Source organism: Cellulophaga sp. RHA19 (assembly GCF_002813425.1).
Classification (GTDB): domain Bacteria; phylum Bacteroidota; class Bacteroidia; order Flavobacteriales; family Flavobacteriaceae; genus Cellulophaga.
Window position 1 is genome coordinate 290,000 of record NZ_PHUL01000001.1, and the last position, 21,258, is coordinate 311,257.

At 33.6% G+C, this 21,258-nt stretch carries 14 protein-coding genes and 1 riboswitch; of the genes, 7 read left to right on the plus strand and 7 right to left on the minus strand.

The window, feature by feature from the left end; all coding sequences use genetic code 11:
- Nucleotides 1-2: 2 nt before the first annotated feature.
- The 5 genes from gcvH to queG form a co-directional block, all read right to left on the minus strand.
- On the minus strand, nt 3-383 hold the full coding sequence (gcvH, locus tag AX016_RS01310) for a glycine cleavage system protein GcvH (protein ID WP_100893881.1): 381 nt from the start codon (nt 381-383) through the stop codon (nt 3-5).
- Between the two features lie 146 nt (nt 384-529).
- On the minus strand, nt 530-7,657 hold the full coding sequence (sprA, locus tag AX016_RS01315) for a T9SS outer membrane translocon Sov/SprA (protein WP_100893882.1): 7,128 nt from the start codon (nt 7,655-7,657) through the stop codon (nt 530-532).
- A 5-nt stretch (nt 7,658-7,662) separates the two neighbouring features.
- Nucleotides 7,663-8,244: a Holliday junction branch migration protein RuvA gene (ruvA, locus tag AX016_RS01320; protein WP_100893883.1), complete on the minus strand. Its 582-nt coding sequence runs from the start codon at nt 8,242-8,244 to the stop codon at nt 7,663-7,665.
- A 32-nt stretch (nt 8,245-8,276) separates the two neighbouring features.
- Nucleotides 8,277-10,571, minus strand: coding sequence for an NADP-dependent malic enzyme (locus tag AX016_RS01325; RefSeq protein ID WP_100893884.1), 2,295 nt, complete (start codon nt 10,569-10,571; stop codon nt 8,277-8,279).
- Nucleotides 10,572-10,626: 55 nt separating this feature from the next.
- On the minus strand, nt 10,627-11,556 hold the full coding sequence (gene queG / locus AX016_RS01330; protein WP_100893885.1) for a tRNA epoxyqueuosine(34) reductase QueG: 930 nt from the start codon (nt 11,554-11,556) through the stop codon (nt 10,627-10,629).
- Between the two features lie 144 nt (nt 11,557-11,700).
- On the opposite strand from queG, the gene ppk1 reads away from it, so the two are divergent.
- The 7 genes from ppk1 (at nt 11,701) to thiH (ending at nt 19,344) form a co-directional block, all read left to right on the plus strand.
- Nucleotides 11,701-13,719, plus strand: coding sequence for a polyphosphate kinase 1 (gene ppk1 / locus AX016_RS01335; RefSeq protein ID WP_100893886.1), 2,019 nt, complete (start codon nt 11,701-11,703; stop codon nt 13,717-13,719).
- 69 nt (nt 13,720-13,788) lie between these two features.
- A riboswitch (TPP riboswitch) is annotated at nt 13,789-13,882 on the plus strand.
- A gap of 113 nt (nt 13,883-13,995) precedes the next feature.
- A complete protein-coding gene (gene thiS / locus AX016_RS01340) occupies nt 13,996-14,199 on the plus strand; it encodes a sulfur carrier protein ThiS (RefSeq protein ID WP_100893887.1) in 204 nt (67 codons plus the stop codon).
- Nucleotides 14,200-14,222: 23 nt separating this feature from the next.
- Nucleotides 14,223-16,085: a phosphomethylpyrimidine synthase ThiC gene (gene thiC / locus AX016_RS01345; RefSeq protein WP_100893888.1), complete on the plus strand. Its 1,863-nt coding sequence runs from the start codon at nt 14,223-14,225 to the stop codon at nt 16,083-16,085.
- Between the two features lie 124 nt (nt 16,086-16,209).
- A complete protein-coding gene (locus tag AX016_RS01350; protein ID WP_100893889.1) occupies nt 16,210-16,824 on the plus strand; it encodes a thiamine phosphate synthase in 615 nt (204 codons plus the stop codon).
- Nucleotides 16,817-17,479 (plus strand): thiamine phosphate synthase, encoded by a 663-nt coding sequence (gene thiE, locus AX016_RS01355; RefSeq protein WP_100893890.1) that lies wholly within the window; start codon nt 16,817-16,819, stop codon nt 17,477-17,479. Before AX016_RS01350 ends, thiE begins: the two co-directional genes overlap by 8 nt.
- Complete coding sequence (locus AX016_RS01360; RefSeq protein WP_100893891.1) at nt 17,469-18,242, plus strand: thiazole synthase; 774 nt, start codon at nt 17,469-17,471, stop codon at nt 18,240-18,242. The genes thiE and AX016_RS01360 overlap by 11 nt, the downstream gene beginning before the upstream one ends.
- Nucleotides 18,235-19,344: a 2-iminoacetate synthase ThiH gene (thiH, locus tag AX016_RS01365; RefSeq protein WP_100893892.1), complete on the plus strand. Its 1,110-nt coding sequence runs from the start codon at nt 18,235-18,237 to the stop codon at nt 19,342-19,344. Before AX016_RS01360 ends, thiH begins: the two co-directional genes overlap by 8 nt.
- On the opposite strand, the gene ruvB is transcribed toward thiH, so the two are convergent.
- Nucleotides 19,345-20,367 carry a Holliday junction branch migration DNA helicase RuvB gene (ruvB, locus tag AX016_RS01370; RefSeq protein WP_100893893.1) on the minus strand — a complete coding sequence of 341 codons (1,023 nt, stop codon included), beginning with the start codon at nt 20,365-20,367 and terminating at the stop codon, nt 19,345-19,347.
- Between the two features lie 49 nt (nt 20,368-20,416).
- Entirely contained in the window at nt 20,417-21,238 is an 822-nt protein-coding gene (locus AX016_RS01375) for a GIN domain-containing protein (protein WP_157811054.1), read from the minus strand.
- Nucleotides 21,239-21,258: the final 20 nt, after the last annotated feature.

Consider the following 21,258-nt stretch of genomic DNA (forward strand, 5'->3'; position numbering starts at 1 on the left):
TTTTAACCACCAATTAAGTCTTTATAATCAGCATCACTCATCAATTCTTCTGCCTGAGATGCATCACTTATCTTAATTTTTATCATCCAACCATCTCCATAAGGGTCTGTATTTACCTTTTCAGGCTCATCTTCTAAAGACTCATTAAATTCTATTATTTCACCTGTTAATGGTAAAAATAAATCTGAAACAGTTTTAACAGCCTCTACAGTACCAAAAACCTCATCCTTATCTAAGGTCTCATCTAATGTCTCAACTTCAACATAAACTATGTCTCCTAACTCTCCTTGAGCAAAATCTGTAATTCCAACAGTGGCTACATCGCCATCTATTTTAACCCACTCGTGATCCTTAGTATACTTTAATTCTGATGGTATGTTCATTTTAGTATTATTTTAATTAATGCAGCAAATGTAACAGATAAAAAATGATTTGAAAATTATTTAATTTGAAAAATTACAAGAAAATTTTCTTTTTAAATAAGGATTTAACAATTACACATAAAACACTTACAAATTAGGACTTGTATTTAGTTTCCAAAGTTGTACTTAAATGTAAAACCTGTATTTATAGTTGTTTGCGGGAAAGCTGTAGAAACCGCAAATTTAGAGAACGAATGATCATAAAAGAAAGCTACCTCTAACGATTTGCTTAACGCATAATCTGCTCCAAACTTTAATGAAAATACATTTTGACCAGATGTTATTTGATTATTATTTAACTCTAGGTTTCTAATGATAGTAATATTGTCTTTTAAAGTAGCATCTAACTTTAAATTTAAATCTCCTTTAAAACGCATTTTATCTCCTCCTATATTAGTAACAAAATTTACATCTTTAAATCTATATCCTAAACCAACTGTATAATCCTTACTATCTAACTCGGTTAACAAGTTATTATCAAAACTCATTGTTAAAGCCCTCATTGTTTGTAATTCTGCCACAATACTCATAGAATTTTTCATTTCAAAATCTAAACGTACTAGTGGGTTAAATTGATCTGTTAAGACCACATTTGCCATAATATTCTCTGGTAAGAAATCTTGAGTTTCAGGATCTATGGTTGTATTTTCTCTTTCTAAATTGGTTTGAAAAGAGTTGATATTGTATGATGCTCTATAACCGTGACTAATTGAAAAACGCTTAAATTTTTCTTTAAACCAATTAATACGCATTAAACCTGTATACTTTAGCCTCCAGTTTGGAATTGGAAAATTCCTAAATGCACCTAGTTTTACCTTTGAGGCATCTTGACCTGTGTATGCTGCAACAAACGCTGGCAGTAAAACATTTTGACTTGTTTTTCCGTAACGCTCTGGATACCCTTCTGCATCTCTTGCTCCAGTATTGTTTGCTAATCGGTTTGCTATAATTAATCTATTCTCTTTAAACTGATCAAAAGTAGAAGACTCAAACTCATCACTTTTTGCAAAAGCTGTTTTTATCATCATTGTAGAGATACCAAAATTACCAAAGTTATTACCTAAAAGATTTTGGTACTCATACTCTCCGTTTTCTATAGCTACAGAAAAACTTTCTTGGTAGCGTTCAGATAAATTTCGGTTAGCAGTAATATCTATGGTTAAATCTCTAATTGGTTCTGCTACGGCAGTTATATCTAACTGTCTGTTTGTTTCTTGCACAAACTGTTCATTAAAATCTGAAAACGTAGTTAACCACCCTCTCCTAGCTGCATCATAACGTATGTCTTCTTGACTACCAAAAACAAATCCTAAACTAGGCTTTGTTGTTCCTACAAAACCAATTGAGTTTGTATAACCAGGAAGTTGCTTACCTCTTGTTTCTGTGTAATTAAAATTTACACGTTTAACCATTGTAACTAGGTCGGTAGCAATTTTACCTAACCCTCCGTTTTTAGCTTTTGGAGTATTCCCAGCTTTATCTTCTCTGTTGGTTGTAAGTTTTGCTTTTCCTTTAGATTTTTTAAGACCTATTTTATCATACAATTTCTGCATTGTTAAATTGGTTGCAATTGTATGTGTACTTGCATTTTGTATTCTATTAATATCCTCGCCTGCAACTTCTTTTAATGCATCACCTCCACGTTGCCAGTCAAAATTACTAGTATAAACGTATTGTGCACTTATAAAATCTAATGCTGGTATTTTATCAAAAGGAATATCATAGTTTAACTCAAATTGTTGCGCGTGTCTGTTTGGCTCACCAATATCAAAGAAACCATCCCAAATATTTAGCTCATCGTTAATTGCTAAGTCTGCACTACTTTCATCTTTATAATAATTACGAATAATATTATTATTAGAAGCTGATATATTAAAACGTAACGACTTGGTTAAACTGTAATTAATATTGTATTGCCAATTAAACATATAGTTACGTTGCTGCAACTCTGGCAACGCCAAAGCATCTACTCCAGGCTCTACAACATCTCTAAAACGTTGTTGGTTAAACTGACGGTTAATATTTGAATTTACCGCAATACTAGTTGGCAACAAGTTTAAATTGATATCTTTTAACCACTTTAAGTATTTACCTGTAAATAAAGAATCTTTTTTAGCAAAAGGTGCAATTTCTACTGGCTCAAAATTGTGTGCATATGTTAAGCCTGCCACCACATTTTGATCTTTTAATTTAGCAACTTCAAAATCTCTGTGATTTGTTTCGTTATAAGAATAGTTAAACGTAAAGTTTTCTACGTCGTAAAAATTAGCATCTGCTTCTTCACTTCTATTTTTACGAACTCCAATAAAGTTTATACTTGTTCTTTTTGTGTAATCTTGTGCTTGTTCTTCTATAGCGTCTGCATCTTCTTTAGATTGTGCAGCCGCAATTCTATCTTCTAATTTTAAATCGTCATAAACAGGATCAAACTCTGGTGTAATTAACTGCTCAGAAATTCCGTAATTAAATGGTAATTGTATTCCTAACTTTTTAGGCAATAACTGACCTAAATTAATATTAGTAACAGCATCGTAAGACATAGCATCTTCTCTTGCACGCTCATTAGGCATTTGATCTATACCTCCAAAACCAGAAGTACTTTTACTACCTGTTACAGATACATCTGCAAAATCTGCAAAATTTAAATCTACAGCTCCAATTGCTGCCCATCCTCCTTTGCTATCTAAACCTGCTAAACGAAGCTCATTAAACCAAACTTCTCCACGTGCAGGAGCATCATCTGTATTTTTAACACCCACCATCATACTACGTATACTTCCTAATGACGGGTTTCCTCTTAAACCAATACGCATTACACCGGGTTGGCGAGCATCAAACTCATTTACAGGAACAACTTCACCATCTATAATTTCGTAATAATTAATTTGATTTAGTGTTTGTCCGGCTATACCATAAGATTTTATTTTGTTTAAGTCAGCCAACTCTATTAATATCTCATTATCATCTGGCCAAATCTTTTCTCTATCACTCTCTCCGTGTGCAGTAAATTCTAATGGAACTTCTATTTGATAAAAATTCTGACTAAAATCTGTTCCTATTCTTAAAAAACCTACTAATGGTCTTTCTCCATCAGGAAAATCTGTTTCTAAAATTTCTTCTGCGTGAATAAACATTTTAAGACGCTCATACTGTCTAATATCTACATCTACATTTTTAAATACACCCCTAGAATCTTGAGGCTCTAAATTTTCAATTTTAAAAGAAAGCGATTGTTCGTTTTGCTGTACAATTGTATTGTTATTATTTAACTGTTCTCTACGTAAACCAGGAGGCAGGTCATAAATAATTGGAGAACGTGTGTTGTTTTCTTCTATATTTACTGTTGCAACGTCTACAAAAGTACCATCATCATCAGGGTTATTATCTACGTCTGGCTCTAAAGATTTTGTATATGTACGCCAATCTCCTCGTACCAAATCTAATGTTGCAAAACGCATTACTACATTATCAGAAAAGCCAGTTAAATACATACGCATAAAACTAATAGATCTAAAATCTGTAATACCTCCAATAGCATCAGAAAAATCACTTAACGGAATTTTATACTGTATCCATCTTCTATTTAAAACACTACCATTTGGCAACGTTGGTGTTTGCCCTTCTTTTATATCTGTAACGTACTTGTCATTTATAGAGGTATTAGGCTTAATAGGAATTCTGTACTCATAGTAACTGTTTACAGTATTCATTGTTAAATCTCTATCTATATCTTCTACATCTGGTAACGTTGTAGACCCACGGTTAGTATTTGTAACCTGTATAGGTGAATTTCCTTGTGGATTATTATAATTAATATAGCGTTCTAAAATACTACCGTCCTTATTTAAATAATATTCATAGTTATCTAAAGCAGGGTCATTAGCTGGGTTGTTTGTAAATATAGATGACTCATCTGCATCACTTAAACCATCATACCCTAAATCTTGTAATGTTCTATTATTTTCTTCTGCATCAAAAGCATACACTAAAGATTGTGTTGCTGGTACTTTCCCCCACGATGTTTCAGACACCAAGTCATTACTACTAACACCTGGCAATCCGTTTTCATATTGTTTTTTTCCATCTTTTAAAATATCTTCTGAGATATTACCAATATTAAAAACCAATTCTCCCTGACTAGTTGTTTCTCCATCCACGTAAGGATCTAAAACCCAAAACTGAACAAACTCAACATTTGCTTGCTCAAAATTTGTACTACTCATTGGGCGCATAATACCTGCCCATTTTTCTTCTGGCGCTTCTGTACTAAAATCCGCATTGTTATTATAAGGTCCTTTTTGATTTGGATAGTATGCCAAATCTAAAGTCCCCTGAGTTGTTGTTTGTCCTTGTGCAATCTCTACCTTAGGAAAAACCTCATCTATAAAAACTCTTCTAGTTGCGTTTAAAGAAATATCATTATCATTAATACCAGAAGGTCTTTGGTTAGAATAAAAAAGACGATCTATAGAATACCAAGCCATTTTAGCTCTACCAAAACCATTTCTTAAGTTTTCTGTATCATTTGGAGCGCTACCATATAATTGTCCGCTTGGATCCGCAAACTCTAATGGCGTACTTGCTAAATACCACCCCAAAGAAGATCGGATATCTATTAAAGATTGTGCACCTTCAAAATCATCTATATAGGTAGTTGTTTCTCCTTCAAAATTTGCATTTTTAGGAGAATTAGGCTTTAAAAAAGCAACCTCACCACGTACCGATAAATTAGACGGCACATCTGTATCTATATTTGGCAACTTATTTACCAATCTAGTTAAAAACGGAATTTCTGTAGAGAAATTACCATTTAAACCAAACATTGTATTATTTACAGGTTCTACACCGTAAGATGATTTTTGAGTAAGGGGACGCTCATTTAAATTTAAAAATGTAGCTCCCAGAACAAATTTATCGTTAAACTGATGCTCTACATTTACCCCTGTAAATCGTCTTGTTTGCTGACCAAATACAGCATTATTTTCTACAGATATATTTATTGGCGTATTACTAGCCTCTAAACTTGGATCTAAAATTTGTACTGTTCCGGCAGAGTAATTTACAGTGTAATCTATACCTTCTTGCAATTGCCTACCTCCTGCAGTAACACGCACAGAACCTCTTGGCACATTAAATGCTCCAATAGGAATACCATTTATACCAGCAGACTTATATTTACCTTTTATTAAAAATTTGTTTTTATCTGCATCTTCTAGAGCAGCAGACTTTGTACGTGAATACATATTTCTAAACACATACTTTTTTTGGTTATCATTATAACCTTGATCATTTTCTACATCATAAACACCACCACCCAATTCATTAAAAATATATTCTCCAAAAGGTTCCACTTTTGTAAACATTATATTTCCGTTCTGAGAGTCTATTGTTAAACCTTCTACATAATCAAAAAATCCATCTCCACCAGACTGTACATCATTGTAAGCATTTAACCTATCTAAGTTAAAAACATCTAATAAAATACGCTCTTGTAATGGTTTTGGAGTTGTTGGCCAACCAGAACCTGCACCTTCTGCAACTGGAGTAATATAGTTTCTTGGAGTTGGGTCTGTATATAAAATATTTAATTTAAAATCTTCTTGACTTAACTGATATGCGCCTGTGTTATAAATGTTTTTCATCATTAAATCCCAGATAGGATCTTGCACGGCAGTAATATTACTTTTAAGTAATTTTAAAATTAACGTATTATTTTCTACTATTGGTGTAGCACCTGCAGAAACAGATGTTGCCTCTAAGCCTCCATTTGCAAATTCACCAACTTGATAAACCTTTCCTTGGTAGGTATATTGAAAGGCCACCCCTAAAACCTCATCATTACTTAAGCGCTGACTTAATGAAATATAACCTAATTGAGAGTTAAATGTATACTCACCCTTACCAATATCTAATTTTCTTGCGTTTTCTAAAATTGTATAATCAAAACCCTGGTTAACTGTATATCCAGGTACATTAAAACCAGCTTGTACAGTTGCTATGTCTCTAATTTGATTAGTAAGAGCACCACCATTACCTATTAAAGCAGGATCATAGTCATTGGCATTGTTAAATGGTAAATTATCTGCAGTACTAGCGTTAAAAAAACCTGCTGGCGCACCACCACTTTTACCAATTCTTGTTTGGCCAGAATTAGATTCACCTAAATCTTGTACTGCAACTACATTTCTAACATTTAATGTCTCTTGCCTTCTGTTGGTTACCCAAACCTCTAACCTTGTAATTTGTACTTGACTACGTATGTATGGATAGTTCTCTAAAGCAGCATCATAATTATCTCTAAAATATTGCGCTAAAAAAAAGTGTTTATCTTCATCATAATCTAAGGCTGAAAAAGAAAATTCTTCTACTGTACCGCCACCTTGCGCAACAACAGTATTGTTTTGAGATCTTTGTTCTGATAAAACTGCCGTAACCAATGTTTTACCAAATTGAAGCTGTGTTTTAACACCAAATAAACTTTGTGCTCCTGTAATTAAAGAGCTGTTTAACGGCATACTAATATTACCAACTTCTATTTTTTGTATAATATCATCCTCTGTAGGCGTATAGTCTAGTTTTACTAAATTCTGAAAATCAAAAGTTGCCTCTGTATTATAATCTGCACTAACTTGCAATCTTTCTCCAATTTTACCCAGCATACTAAGTTGTATCTGCTGGTCAAAATCAAAAGACGTATTAGTACGCTGTCTTGGAGATAAAGACGGGTTATCATTTTTTTGCCAAATAACACCCAAATCCATAGCAACAGAACCTGTTGGAATAACTTCTATAGTATTACCACCAAATATTGATTGAAAAAAATTATTATTTACATAAAAATTAGGCAATAAGTTTTTTCTAGCCTCTTCACTACCCGCTTTTTTACCAGAAAAAGCATCTGCTTTTTCTTTAAAATAGTTTTTCATTCCCTCTTTACGAGCCAACTCAAAATATTCATCTGGGGTTAAGTAAATAGGATAACTTATATTAAACTCTCCTACTTTTTCTGAGTAAACATACTTATCTAAGTCTGGATCGTATGTATATTTAGAAACAATACTATTAGGGTTTGGCAACGCTATTTTACCAAGCGCCACACCTGTTTTTACTGAATCTTGTTCCTGTTCTTGTTCACCATCTTGCGCAAACGCAAAAGTTGTTGCACCTAAAAAAAGCACACATATAAATACAAACCTATATAATGGTGAAAGATTTTGTTTTGCCCCTGTTCTCAAACTTATTACAAATTTTTCAGCGCCAACTTAATAATGTTTTCAACGCTTAATGTTGGGTCCTGACTAACAACTTTGTCAACGGTTTTCTCTGCTTGTTTGCGAACAAAACCAAGAACCTCTAAAGCAGATAACGCTTCTTCTTTATTTGTATTGTTTGAAGAAGTAGAAACTTCATCAATATCGTATATTTTTAATACTTTATCTTTTAAATCTAAAATAACACGTTGTGCAGTTTTTGCTCCAATACCTTTTACAGACTGTATTGTTGCCACATCTCCACCAGCAATTGCATCTCTCACCTGAGCTGGTGATAACGATGACAACATTGTTCGCGCAATACTAGGTCCAATTCCTGAAACAGAAATTAATAATCTAAAAATTTCTCGCTCAGATTTTTCTGCAAAACCAAACAATGTATGCGAATCTTCTTTAACTTGTAAATGTGTATACAACTGTATATTTTCTGCATCTGTCACCTTAGACAAAGTATGCAGTGATATGTTTACAAAGTAACCTACACCATTACACTCAATTACTAAAAATGTTGGATTTTTCTCTACTAATTTCCCTCTTAAATGTGTAATCATATGAATGGTATAGGTTGGTTTGTATTATTTATTTACTGATTGTTTTTAGCCTTTTTTCTTTTCTCTCTCTCTTGTGCATCTATAACAGCCACTGCGGTCATATTTACCATCTCGTCTACATCTGCTCCTAATTGAAGAATATGTACAGATTTACGTAAACCCAACATAATTGGTCCAATAGAATCTGCATCATTTAACTCTTTAAGCAATTTATATGTAATGTTTGCCGACTCTAAATTTGGAAAAATAAAAGTGTTTACTTTTTTTCCTGCTAATTTAGAAAAAGGAAACTGACTTTGTAACAACTCTTTGTTTAGAGCAAAATCCATCTGAATTTCACCATCTACAACCATTTCTGGATGATCTCTATGAAGAATCTCTACAGCCTTCCTAACCTTTACTGCATTTGGAGCACTAGAAGAGCCAAAGTTTGCATAAGACGTCATTGCTATTACAGGATCAAAACCAAAAGTTTTAGCCACATTAGCCGTCATTAAAGCTATATCTGCTAATTCTTCTGCATTAGGATTAATGTTTATAGAGGTATCTGCAACAAATAAAGGTCCCTTGTCTGTAACCATAATATTAACCGTTGCCACTTTTTGCACATTAGATGCTCTACCAATAACTTCAAAAACTGGTTTTACCACTGTTGGGTATGCTCTAGAATAACCAGAAATCATACCATCTGCATCACCAACTTCTACCATCATAGAGCCAAAATAGTTACGCTCTCTCATTTTAGCTTTGGCGTAGTAAAACGTAACTCCTTTACGTTTTCTGTTTTCCCAAAACTTAGTAGCGTATAATGTACGTTGCCCTTTAGACTCTGTTGCTTTAGTATCTATAATTTGCACGTCTGCATCAAACTCTAATTCTGCCTTAAGCTCTAAAATAGTTTCTTTTTTACCTAATAAAATTGGCTCTGCAATACCTTCTTCGTATGCAATTTGAGCTGCTTTTAACACATCTAAATGATCTGCTTCTGCAAATACAATTCTTTTAGGATTTACTTTTGCTCTGTTGTGTAATAAACGTACAACTTTATTGTCATTACCAGAACGTCTAATTAATTCTTCTTTATACTTATCCCAATCTTCAATAGGCTGTTTTGCAATACCACTATCCATAGCAGCCTTTGCTACAGCTAAAGGAATTTCTGCTATTAATCTTGGATCAAAAGGCTTAGGAATAATATAATCTTCACCAAAAGTTAGCCTTGTTTCTCCGTATGCAATATTTACTTGTTCTGGTACTGGCTCTTTTGCCAATTTAGCTATTGCTTTAACCGCAGCCATTTTCATAGCTTCATTAATACCCGTAGCTCTTACATCTAAAGCTCCTCTAAAAATAAAAGGAAACCCTAAAACATTGTTTACTTGGTTAGGATGGTCAGACCTTCCTGTAGCCATAATAATATCTTTTCTTGTTTTTACAGCTAAATCATAATTTATCTCTGGATTAGGATTAGCCATTGCAAAAACAATAGGTTTTTTAGCCATAGAAATCAACATCTCTGGAGAAACAATATCTGCTATAGATAAGCCTACAAAAACATCTGCATCTACCATTGCTTCATCTAAAGTATCTATTTTTCTGTCTGATGCAAACTCCGCTTTTTCTTTAGATAAATTGTCTCTATCAGACCTTATAACACCTTTACTATCTAGCATTACAATATTTTCATCTTTAGCTCCAAAAGCCTTATACAATCTTGTACAAGATACAGCAGCAGCACCTGCTCCACTTATTACAATACGTACTTCATCAATTTTTTTACCAGCAATTTCCAGTGCATTTAATAATGCCGCAGCAGAAATAATTGCTGTACCGTGTTGGTCATCATGCATTACAGGAATATCTAATTCCTCTTTTAATCTACGCTCAATCTCAAAAGCAGCAGGTGCACTTATATCTTCTAAATTAATACCACCAAAAGTAGGTGCTATCATCTTTACAGTTTCTACAAATTTATCTACATCTTTAGTATCAACCTCTATATCTACACCATCAATATCAGAAAATATCTTAAACAATAAGGCTTTTCCTTCCATTACTGGTTTAGATGCTTCAGGACCTATGTCTCCTAACCCTAAAACAGCTGTACCATTAGAGATTATAGCAACTAAATTACCTTTAGATGTATATTTATATGCGTTTTCTTTATCTTTTTCTATTTCTAAACAAGGCTCTGCTACGCCCGGAGAGTATGCCAATGCTAAGTCTCTTTGTGTTGCATAAGGCTTAGTAGGAACAATTTTTATTTTACCTGGTTGCGGTTTTGCGTGGTAAATTAAAGCCTCTCTTCTATTCTTCTCGTTGCTCATTGTTTCTAATTTTAAGATGCAAATTTACGGGTATCCCAGCAATTAAATTATAATATTATTCTAAAAAATCTATGTTGCGTTGTAATCCCGAAAATTTAGTACGCTTCACTGCAGATTTCTTAAACACTTTTCTAAAAACATCTTCTGTTATCTCTTCCCAGTCTTTTTTGGTCATAGATAATAAATCTGGATGCGGATTAAATAAGGGCTCATTGTGTGGTTTAGAAAACTTATTCCAAGGACATACATCTTGGCAAACATCGCAACCAAAAATCCAATCATCAAACTTACCTCTAACCTCAGCAGGAATTTCATTTTTTAATTCTATGGTAAAATAAGATATACACTTGCTACCATCCACAACATAAGGATCTACAATTGCCTGCGTAGGGCAAGCATCTATACAAGCGGTGCAGGTACCACAATGGTCTGTTACAGCACTATCGTAAGCCAATTCTATATCTACAATTAACTCTGCTATAAAATAAAAAGAACCTACTCTTTGAGTTATTAGGTTACTGTTTTTACCTATCCAACCCAAACCGCTTTTTGCCGCCCAAGCTTTGTCTAAAACAGGAGCAGAATCTACAAACGCCCTACCCTCTACCTCACCAATATTGTCGGTAATAAACTCCTGCAATGCTCTTAGTTTAGATTTTATAACGTGATGATAATCTTGACCGTAAGCATATTTAGAAATCTTTAAAGCATCATCATTTTGAGTAGCCTCTGGATAATAATTTAGCAGTAATGATATTACAGATTTAGAACCATCAACTAATTTAGTTGGATCTAGACGTTTGTCAAAATGGTTTTCCATATAAGACATTTGCCCATTCATATTTTTGTTTAACCAACTCTCTAAACGAGGAGCTTCTTCCTCTAAAAACTCAGCTTTAGAAACTCCACAAGAAATAAAACCTAGTCGTTTGGCTTCTTCTTTTATCAAAGTCGTTGCATTTTCTTTATGTACAATAGGTAACATCACATAGCAAATTTAAAGTTTTACTAGTAATAAAAAATTATTTAGTGATGCTAATACTAACAAACGCACTTGCAAAAGCAATAACTTAACAAAATACTTACATATCTTTATTGCAAAACATATAAATTGCCTATTTTACTATTTATGAGCAAGCTTTTCAATTCTAAATATTACCACAGAGATTTATCTTGGTTACGTTTTAACCATCGAGTTTTACAAGAAATTAAAGACAAAAGAAATCCGCTGTATGAGCGTATAAAATTTTTAGCAATTTTTTCTTCTAATTTAGATGAGTTTTTTAAAGTTCGTGTATCTGACATTAGACAAATAAAAGACTTAGAAAAACCACTGCGTAAAAAATTAATAACTAAACCAAACAAGGTACTTGCAGAAATTAAAAAACAAGTTAACCAACAACAACAAGAATTTGGAAGTGCTTTTTTAGATGAAATTATTCCCGATTTAAAAAAGGAAAATATTCACTTAATTAATTTTAAAGATTTTAACAAACAACAAAAACTATATGCAGAGGATTATTATAGTTCTAATTTAAAAAATACAGTAGATATACAAACTGGCCCCAGCTCTATTAAAAATTCAATTTTTGCAAAAAATGAAGCATCATACTTAGTTGCTTTAAAAGAAGAAGAACAAATAGAATTAGTTGAGATACCTGACAACCAACCACGCTTTGTTGTTTTTCCATCTACAGACCAAACATTTTACATTACTTTTTTAGATGACATTTTAAAACACAACCTCTTAAACAAAAACAGTAAAGAGTACTATGCTTTAAAAATTTCTAGAGATGCAGAACTGTATATTGAAGATGAATTCTCTGGAGATCTAATGCAAAAAATTCTTGATGCATTACCTAAAAGAAAAACAGGGCAAGCAACACGTGCACTTATAGACGCAAGCGCTCCAATTGCACTTTTAGAAGCTGTTAAAAATGCATTAGACATATACAACACAGATATTATTTTTGGCGGTGTTTATCATAATTTTAAAGATTTCTTTAGTTTCCCAAATCCAACAAAAAAGAAACTAAACAACGTAAACCTAGAGCCTATTCCCCATTCTTTGCTAACTAAATACAACTCTGTTTTTGACGCCATAGAAGCAAAAGATCAACTTATACATTATCCGTATCAATCTTTTGAGCCCGTTATAAAATTATTAGAAGAAGCTGCTGTTTCTCCAGAGGTAAAGACCATAAAAATGACTTTGTATCGTTTAGCAAAAACATCTAGGCTAAATACTGCTATTGCAAAAGCTGCAAAAGCAGGTAAAAATGTAATTATTTTTATTGAGGCAAAAGCAAGGTTTGATGAGGATAACAATTTAAGATGGGGTAAAATATTTAAAGAAAATGGTGCAAAGGTAATTTACAGCTATCCAGGAATTAAAGTACACTCTAAAATCTTATACATAGAAAAAGAGATTAAGGGCAAACTTAAAACCTATAGTTACATTGGAACAGGCAATTTTAACGAAAAAACGGCTAAGCTATATACCGACTTTGGCTTAATGACGGCAAATAGCAAAATATGTAAAGAGTTAAATCGTGTTTTTCTGGTTTTAGAAGGTGTTTTAATTGTTCCTAAAGCCAAAAAACTACTTATATCTCCTTTTACATCTAGGCATATATTTTCTACTATGGTAGAAAAAGAAATTGAATTAGCACAAGCTGGCAAAAAAGGCTTAATTGTCTTAAAAATGAACAGCCTTGAAGATAAAAAAATGATTCAACTACTTTACAAAGCCAGCAATGCTGGTGTACAAATACGGTTGTTAATTCGCGGGATTTGTTGTTTAGTTCCTGGCATAAAGGGCCAGAGCGAGAACATTACAATTACCAGTATTTTAGACAGATATTTAGAGCATGGGCGAGTTTACCTTTTTGGAAATAACGGAGACGAAAAACTTTTTATTGGATCTGCAGATTGGATGACGCGCAACCTATCTCACAGAATAGAAGTAATTACCCCTATAAAGGATAAAGAGAATTTTAAAATAGTAAAAGACATTTTAAATATTCAGCTATCAGACAATGTAAAAGCAAGAATTATAGACGCTGATCAAAAAAATAATTATGTTACAAACAATAACACCATAGTACAATCTCAGCTAGCTACTTACAACTATTTTAAAAATCAATAAGTCATCTTTTTCTTATAATAGTTTTATTTTTTATTAGGTCTTATCATAATTTATTTAATACATTTGTTATGTAAACTTTAGGGGTGTTCTTTTTAAGAACTGAGAAATACCCTTTGAACCTGATGCTGTTAGTACAGCCGAAGGGAAAAGTTGAATTCTTTTTATGATTTCTATCTTTTAGTGTTTTTTCCGTTTCTGGAGAATGCATTTTCACACACAGTTTACGATTTAGTTGGATTTTTTAACGCTATAACCTAGCACTTAAAATGTATCGTTATGATACCCATAAACGTAAATAACAAAGAGCACTTAATTCCTAGAGAAACTAATGTGTCTCAACTAATAAAAACTCTAGAAATAACCATTTTTGGTGTTGCCATTGCCATTAACGGCGGTGTAATACCAAAAAGCAGCTGGAGTTCTACCATTTTACAACCCCATGACAATGTATTACTAATACGTCCTGCTCAAGGAGGGTAACCTAAAAACTTAAAAGATTTATAATGAAAAAGAAAGACACCGCACCTAAGCAAAACGGTATTACAAGACAACCATTTCCTAGTTCTAAAAAAGTATATGTTTCTGGTAAATTACATCCAGAAATTAAAGTTGCAATGCGAGAAATTGCATTAAGCGATACTGTAGACTCTATGACCAAAAAGAAAACACCTAATGAACCCGTAACGGTTTATGATACTTCTGGTCCTTATACAGATCCAAACAAAGAAATTGATATACACAGCGGTATAGAACGTATTAGAGAACCTTGGATTAAAAAGCGTGGAGATGTAGAAGAGTTAGCTTCGTTTTCTTCAGAATATTGTAACGAGCGTTTAAACGATGCTAGTTTAGACCATATGCGTTTTAAACTTTTAAAAAAACCGCTACGCGCAAAAAAAGGACAAAACGTAACACAATTACACTACGCAAAAAAAGGAATTATTACTCCAGAAATGGAGTACATAGCTATTCGTGAAAACCAACGAATAGATGAAATGACCGAAATAAGAAAACAACACAAAGGCGAACATTTTGGTGCTAATATTCCAGAAAAAATTACTCCAGAATTTGTACGTAGTGAAGTTGCTAGAGGTCGTGCAATTATACCATCAAACATAAATCATCCAGAAGCAGAACCTATGATTTTAGGTCGTAACTTCTTGGTTAAAATAAACGCAAATATTGGTAACTCTGCAGTAACTTCATCTATAGAAGAAGAAGTAGAAAAAGCAGTTTGGGCTTGCCGCTGGGGAGCAGATAATATCATGGATTTATCTACCGGAGAAAACATTCATGAAACTCGTGAGTGGATCATACGTAACTCACCAGTACCAGTAGGCACCGTACCAATTTACCAAGCTTTAGAAAAAGTAAACGGTGTTGCCGAGGATTTAACTTGGGAAATTTTTAGAGACACTTTAATAGAACAAGCAGAACAAGGTGTAGATTATTTTACCATTCACGCAGGTGTTTTATTACGCTACGTACCAATGACTGCAAAACGTGTTACAGGCATAGTTTCTCGTGGTGGTTCTATTATGGCAAAATGGTGTTTAGCTCACCATAAAGAAAGTTTTTTATATACTCATTTTGAGGATATTTGCGAAATATTAAAACAATACGATGTTTCTTTTTCATTAGGAGACGGCTTACGTCCTGGCTCTGTAGCAGATGCTAATGACGAAGCACAATTTGCAGAATTAGAAACACTAGGAGAATTAACTCAGATTGCTCGCAAGCATGAAGTACAGTGTTTTATAGAGGGTCCAGGTCACGTGCCAATGCACATGATTAAAGAAAATATGGAAAAACAAATTGAAGTTTGTGACGAAGCTCCTTTTTACACCTTAGGCCCTTTAACTACAGATATTGCTCCAGGTTACGACCATATTACATCTGGTATTGGTGCTGCAATGATTGGCTGGTACGGCTGCGCAATGCTGTGCTACGTTACACCAAAAGAGCATTTAGGCTTACCAAATAAAGAAGATGTGCGCGTAGGTGTTATCACCTATAAATTAGCGGCTCATGCTGCAGATTTAGCCAAAGGTCATCCGGGTTCTCAGCACAGAGACAATGCCTTAAGTATGGCGCGTTTTGAGTTCCGTTGGGAAGATCAGTTTAATTTAGGACTAGATCCAGAACGTGCTCGTGAGTACCATGATGAAACCTTACCTGCTGCAGGCGCTAAAGTTGCTCATTTTTGCTCTATGTGCGGACCAAAATTCTGTTCTATGAAGATATCTCAGGAAGTACGAGACTTTGCTGCCGAAAACAAAATTGCAGACGACAACGAAGTTATTGCAAAAGGAATGGAAGAAAAATCTAAAGAGTTTAAAGAAAAAGGATCAGAAGTGTATTTGTAATATAAAGTGGAAGTTCCTACGCCTTTTACTAAGTAAGGCGTAGGCGGGCTTTCCGTTATATCTTTTGCTAAAAAAAAGCAAAAGGATGCCACTACAATCCCTAACTTAAAAAAAACCTAATAAAATGATTGTACTTATAGCACCAGAAGAAGATGTACCTAACGAAATAGAAATACTTCATCAACTATTTAACGCTGGGCTACAATATTATCATTTAAGAAAACCTTTTAAAGACTTAAAGCAGCATAAAGAGTATCTAAACAAAATAAAACCAGAATACTACAACCGTGTTATTATATATCACCATCATGAGCTAATAAATAGTTACAACTTAAAAGGTATTCATTTTCAAGAACAAAAACGTAGAGATACTATAGACAATCCTACACGGTATTTTAAAGACTTAAATATGTTTAGCAAAACCATAAGTTCTTCATTTCATGATCCAGAAGAATTAAACAGTTGTTATTTTGAGTTTGATTATCACCTGCTTAGCCCTGTTTTTAATTCCATATCAAAAAAAGGTTATAAAGGGCGTGGCTTTAATGTAAATCATATAAACAAAACAATTGTTGGTATGGGAGGGGTTACTGCAGAAAACCTTAGCAAATTTAACACATTAGGTTACAAAGGAATTGGCGTTTTAGGAGGAGTTTGGAATAGCAAAAATCCTTTAGAAGCATTTAAGCAAATAAATGAGGCTTACATTACTAGCCTAAAAAACAGAAATAATGATTAGTAAATTACATTATATAAGCCAAGGCGATACTCCAGAAATGCATTTGGCTAACATACAAAAAGCATGTTCTTCTGGTGCAGATTGGGTACAATTACGCCTAAAAAATATAGACGAAGAAACCTTATTGCAAACTGCTTTAAAGGCCAAAGAAATAACTTCTCATTTTCAGACTAGATTAATTATTAACGATCATTATAAAATTGCCAAAGAAGTAAATGCAGATGGTGTGCATTTAGGAAAAACAGATGCTTGCCCATTAGAAGCACGTGAGCATTTAGGAAAATGGATTAGTATTGGCGGTACTGCAAACACCTTAGAAGATTGTGAAAACTTATTAAAAAAAGAAGTAGATTATATTGGTTTAGGCCCATTTAAATTTACCACAACAAAGCAAAATTTAAGTCCAACTTTAGGCTTACAAGGATACCAAGCAATTATAGATGAGTTAAAAACAAATACTCCAATAATTGCCATTGGCGGCATTACTATAGCAGACGTTCCTGAGTTATTAAAAACAGGAATTTACGGTATTGCAGCATCAACAGAAATTACAAGCAATTTTAACAACATTGCCACTTTAAATAAAATTTTAAGCACACCTGCAACACAAGAGCAAGTGTATAAGTTTGATAAAAATAAAAACGATGAAGGATAATTTAATAATAGCAGACAAAGAGTTTTCATCAAGACTATTTACCGGAACAGGAAAATTTAGTTCTTCAGCCGTAATGAAAAATGCTTTACTAGCATCAGAAAGTGAACTAGTTACAGTTGCGTTAAAACGCGTAGATGTAGCAGATGAAGATGACGATATTTTATCACACTTAAATCATTCTAGAATAAACCTTTTACCAAACACCTCTGGCGTGCGTACAGCAAAAGAAGCAGTTTTTGCTGCTCAATTATCTAGAGAAGCTTTAGAAACTAACTGGGTAAAATTAGAAATTCATCCAGACCCAAAATACTTGCTGCCAGATCCTATAGAAACTTTAAAAGCTGCAGAAGAATTGGTAAAACAAGGCTTTGTAGTTATGCCTTACATACACGCAGATCCTGTTCTATGCAAACGTTTAGAAGATGTAGGCGTACAATGCGTAATGCCATTGGGCGCACCAATTGGTAGCAACAAAGGATTAAAAACAGTAGATTTTTTAGAAATAATTATAGCACAAAGTAACGTTCCTGTAATTGTAGATGCAGGCATAGGAGCACCGTCACACGCAGCACACGCTATGGAACTAGGTGCAGATGCAGTTTTGGTAAATACTGCAATTGCCGTATCACAAAACCCAACTGCAATGGCAAACGCATTTAAATTAGCTGTAGAGGCTGGTCGTTTGGCTTACAATGCAAAGCTAGCTCCAATAAAACAAACTGCAGAAGCAAGCTCACCTTTAACCTCTTTTTTAAATGAGTAATTTTACATCACTTTTTAATAAGTATAGTTGGGACAACATTGTTGCTGATATTTACAGTAAAACCAGCACAGACGTAGAAGCCGCTTTACAAAGTAACAAACGTAATCTAGAAGACTTTAAAGTGTTAATTTCCCCTGCTGCAAAGCCATACTTAGAGCAAATGGCACAAATGAGTAGTGCATTAACTAAAAAACGCTTTGGTAATACAATGCAAATGTATGCGCCAATGTATTTAAGTAATGAGTGCCAAAACATATGTACTTACTGCGGTTTTAGCTTAACAAACAAAATACCTAGGCGTACGCTAACTGACGCAGAAATTTTAAAGGAAGCTACCTTTTTACGTAGCAAAGGGTATAACCATATTTTATTAGTAACTGGTGAAGCAAATAAAACTGTTGGTGTAGACTACATAAATAATGCTATTAAACTGTTAAAAAAAGAGTTTGCTAATATTACCATAGAAGTACAACCATTAGACCAAGACGAGTATGAATTGCTTGTAGAAAATGGCTTGTACGCCGTTTTGGTGTACCAAGAAACCTACCACAGAGACGAATATAAAAAACACCACCCTAAAGGTAAAAAGTCTAATTTTGATTACAGGCTAGAAACACCAGACCGTTTAGGCAAAGCTGGCGTACATAAAATTGGTGTAGGTGCTTTATTTGGATTGGAAGATTGGCGAGCAGACAGTTTTTTTACTGCTTTGCATTTACAATATCTACAAAAAACCTATTGGCAAACTAAATATTCTATCTCGTTTCCTAGACTTAGACCACATACGGGTGGTTTAGAACCAAAAGTAGTAATGGAAGATGCAGATTTAGCACAGCTGATATGTGCTTATCGTTTGTTAGACGAAGATGTTGAGCTATCTATGTCTACCAGAGAAAGTGAAAAATTTAGAAACAACATTATCAACTTAGGAATAACGTCTATAAGCGCAGAGTCTAAAACAAATCCTGGAGGTTATGTTGTAGAACCACAATCTTTAGAACAGTTTGAAATTTCTGATGAACGTAGCACAGAAACTATTGCACAAATGTTGCAAAGCAAAGGTTTTGAAGTTGTATGGAAAGATTGGGAAAATGCGTGGTAGTTAAAACAGACCTCCTTGCACACTTCCCTTAATTCTACCTAAATGTTTGTACGCCAATTCTGTTACTTCTCTACCACGAGGTGTACGCATAATAAAGCCTTGTTGTATTAAAAAAGGTTCGTATACCTCTTCTATAGTTTCTGCACTTTCAGATACTGCGGTTGCTAATGTAGTAATACCTACTGGGCCACCTTTAAATTTATCTATAATAGTGGTTAATATTTTATTATCCATCTCGTCTAAACCATGTGCATCTACATTTAATGCATTTAGTCCAAACCTAGAAATTTCTATATCAATTTTACCATTGCCTTTTATCTGCGCAAAATCTCTTACTCGTCTCAACAATGCATTACAAATTCTAGGTGTACCTCTACTTCTACCCGCTATTTCTATTGCAGCTTCTAAATCTATAGGTACATTTAAAATTTCTGCACTACGTTCTGCTATAGTAGACAATAATTCTGTTGTATAATATTGTAATCTACTCTGAATACCAAAACGAGCCCTCATAGGAGCCGTTAAAAGCCCAGAACGTGTTGTTGCACCAATAAGGGTAAAAGGGTTTAAATTTATTTGTACAGAGCGTGCATTTGGGCCTGACTCTATCATTATATCAATTTTATAATCTTCCATTGCAGAGTATAAGTATTCTTCTACAATAGGACTAAGTCTATGTATTTCATCAATAAAAAGAACATCTCTTTCATCTAAGTTCGTAAGCAAACCTGCTAAATCTCCTGGTTTATCTAAAACTGGTCCAGATGTAACTTTTATACCAACACCTAACTCATTAGCTAAAATATGAGCCAATGTAGTTTTCCCTAAACCTGGAGGTCCGTGAAAAAGAGTATGATCCAAAGCCTCTCCTCTCTGGTTAGCAGCTTCTACAAAAACTTTTAGGTTTTCTAAAACTTGATCTTGACCAGCAAAATCATCAAAACTTAAGGGTCTTAATGCTCTTTCTATATCAAATTCTTCAGAAGAAAAATTTTCTGATGTTGGGTCTAGGTTTTCATTCATAGTCTAACAAAGATACTAGAAATTGAAAGCTTTCTAATTAGAAAATAATCTATTCCTTTTTAATTAATTGAGATGCGTTTAAAAAGTCTGTAATTGTAATTTTAGGAGTGCCGTACAAATATGTTTTAGAGCTACCTTTAGATGATAAATCAAAGCTTTCTGTGGCAAATATTCTAGCATCTGGAGATTCATCTAAGTTTGCAGATACAGAAGTTCCTTTTAGTGATTCTGCTCTTAGTTGAGAATTACCAAATAAATCTATATGCAAATCTGTAGCTGCACCCTCAAGTTTACTATCAGCATTACCGTGCATTGTTACTTTAGCCATTTGTGCTTCTAAATACAGCCCTAAGTTACTTTTTTGATCTTGACTAATAACTAACTCGTCACAATCTACATTAAGTTCTGCATTGCTATTACCAGACATTGAAATAGTAACAACATCAGCAAGCGTATTTAAGTTAAGCTTAGAACTTCCTTGGAGATTAATATCTAAATAATCTGTAGTAACAATATCCTTCATATCTAAACGGCCATCTAACATAGTTATACCATTTAATCCCATGTAATTTACTGTTAGCACTAGTTTTTTTCTTGAGACTATTCTATAAAAAGAACTAATTTCTAATATACTATCTGTTACCTCAAACTTAAGAACATCCAAAAGATTATCATCACCTATAAAAGTGTAGCTGTTTTCCCTTGCTTTTTTAAGCTCTATTCGTAAATCATCAGCTATTTTAATGGAGTTAAAAGGCGGCAACTCATTAGTTACCTCAATAACAGTTTTACTTCCTTTAATTTTTGGTTTTTTCTGCGCGATACTTACTACTGATGTAAGTAGCAGTATACTTAAAATAATTTGCTTCAAAATATGGTGTGTTTAATGGT

Bases quoted from the DNA above. Each gene is read 5' to 3' on its own strand.
- gcvH (WP_100893881.1), bottom strand. From the start codon at position 383: ATGAACATACCATCAGAATTAAAGTATACTAAGGATCACGAGTGGGTT.
- ruvA (WP_100893883.1), bottom strand. From the start codon at position 8,244: ATGATTACACATTTAAGAGGGAAATTAGTAGAGAAAAATCCAACATTT.
- AX016_RS01325 (WP_100893884.1), bottom strand. From the start codon at position 10,571: ATGAGCAACGAGAAGAATAGAAGAGAGGCTTTAATTTACCACGCAAAA.
- queG (WP_100893885.1), bottom strand. From the start codon at position 11,556: ATGTTACCTATTGTACATAAAGAAAATGCAACGACTTTGATAAAAGAA.
- ppk1 (WP_100893886.1), top strand. From the start codon at position 11,701: ATGAGCAAGCTTTTCAATTCTAAATATTACCACAGAGATTTATCTTGG.
- thiS (WP_100893887.1), top strand. From the start codon at position 13,996: ATGATACCCATAAACGTAAATAACAAAGAGCACTTAATTCCTAGAGAA.
- thiC (WP_100893888.1), top strand. From the start codon at position 14,223: ATGAAAAAGAAAGACACCGCACCTAAGCAAAACGGTATTACAAGACAA.
- AX016_RS01350 (WP_100893889.1), top strand. From the start codon at position 16,210: ATGATTGTACTTATAGCACCAGAAGAAGATGTACCTAACGAAATAGAA.
- thiE (WP_100893890.1), top strand. From the start codon at position 16,817: ATGATTAGTAAATTACATTATATAAGCCAAGGCGATACTCCAGAAATG.
- AX016_RS01360 (WP_100893891.1), top strand. From the start codon at position 17,469: ATGAAGGATAATTTAATAATAGCAGACAAAGAGTTTTCATCAAGACTA.
- thiH (WP_100893892.1), top strand. From the start codon at position 18,235: ATGAGTAATTTTACATCACTTTTTAATAAGTATAGTTGGGACAACATT.
- ruvB (WP_100893893.1), bottom strand. From the start codon at position 20,367: ATGAATGAAAACCTAGACCCAACATCAGAAAATTTTTCTTCTGAAGAA.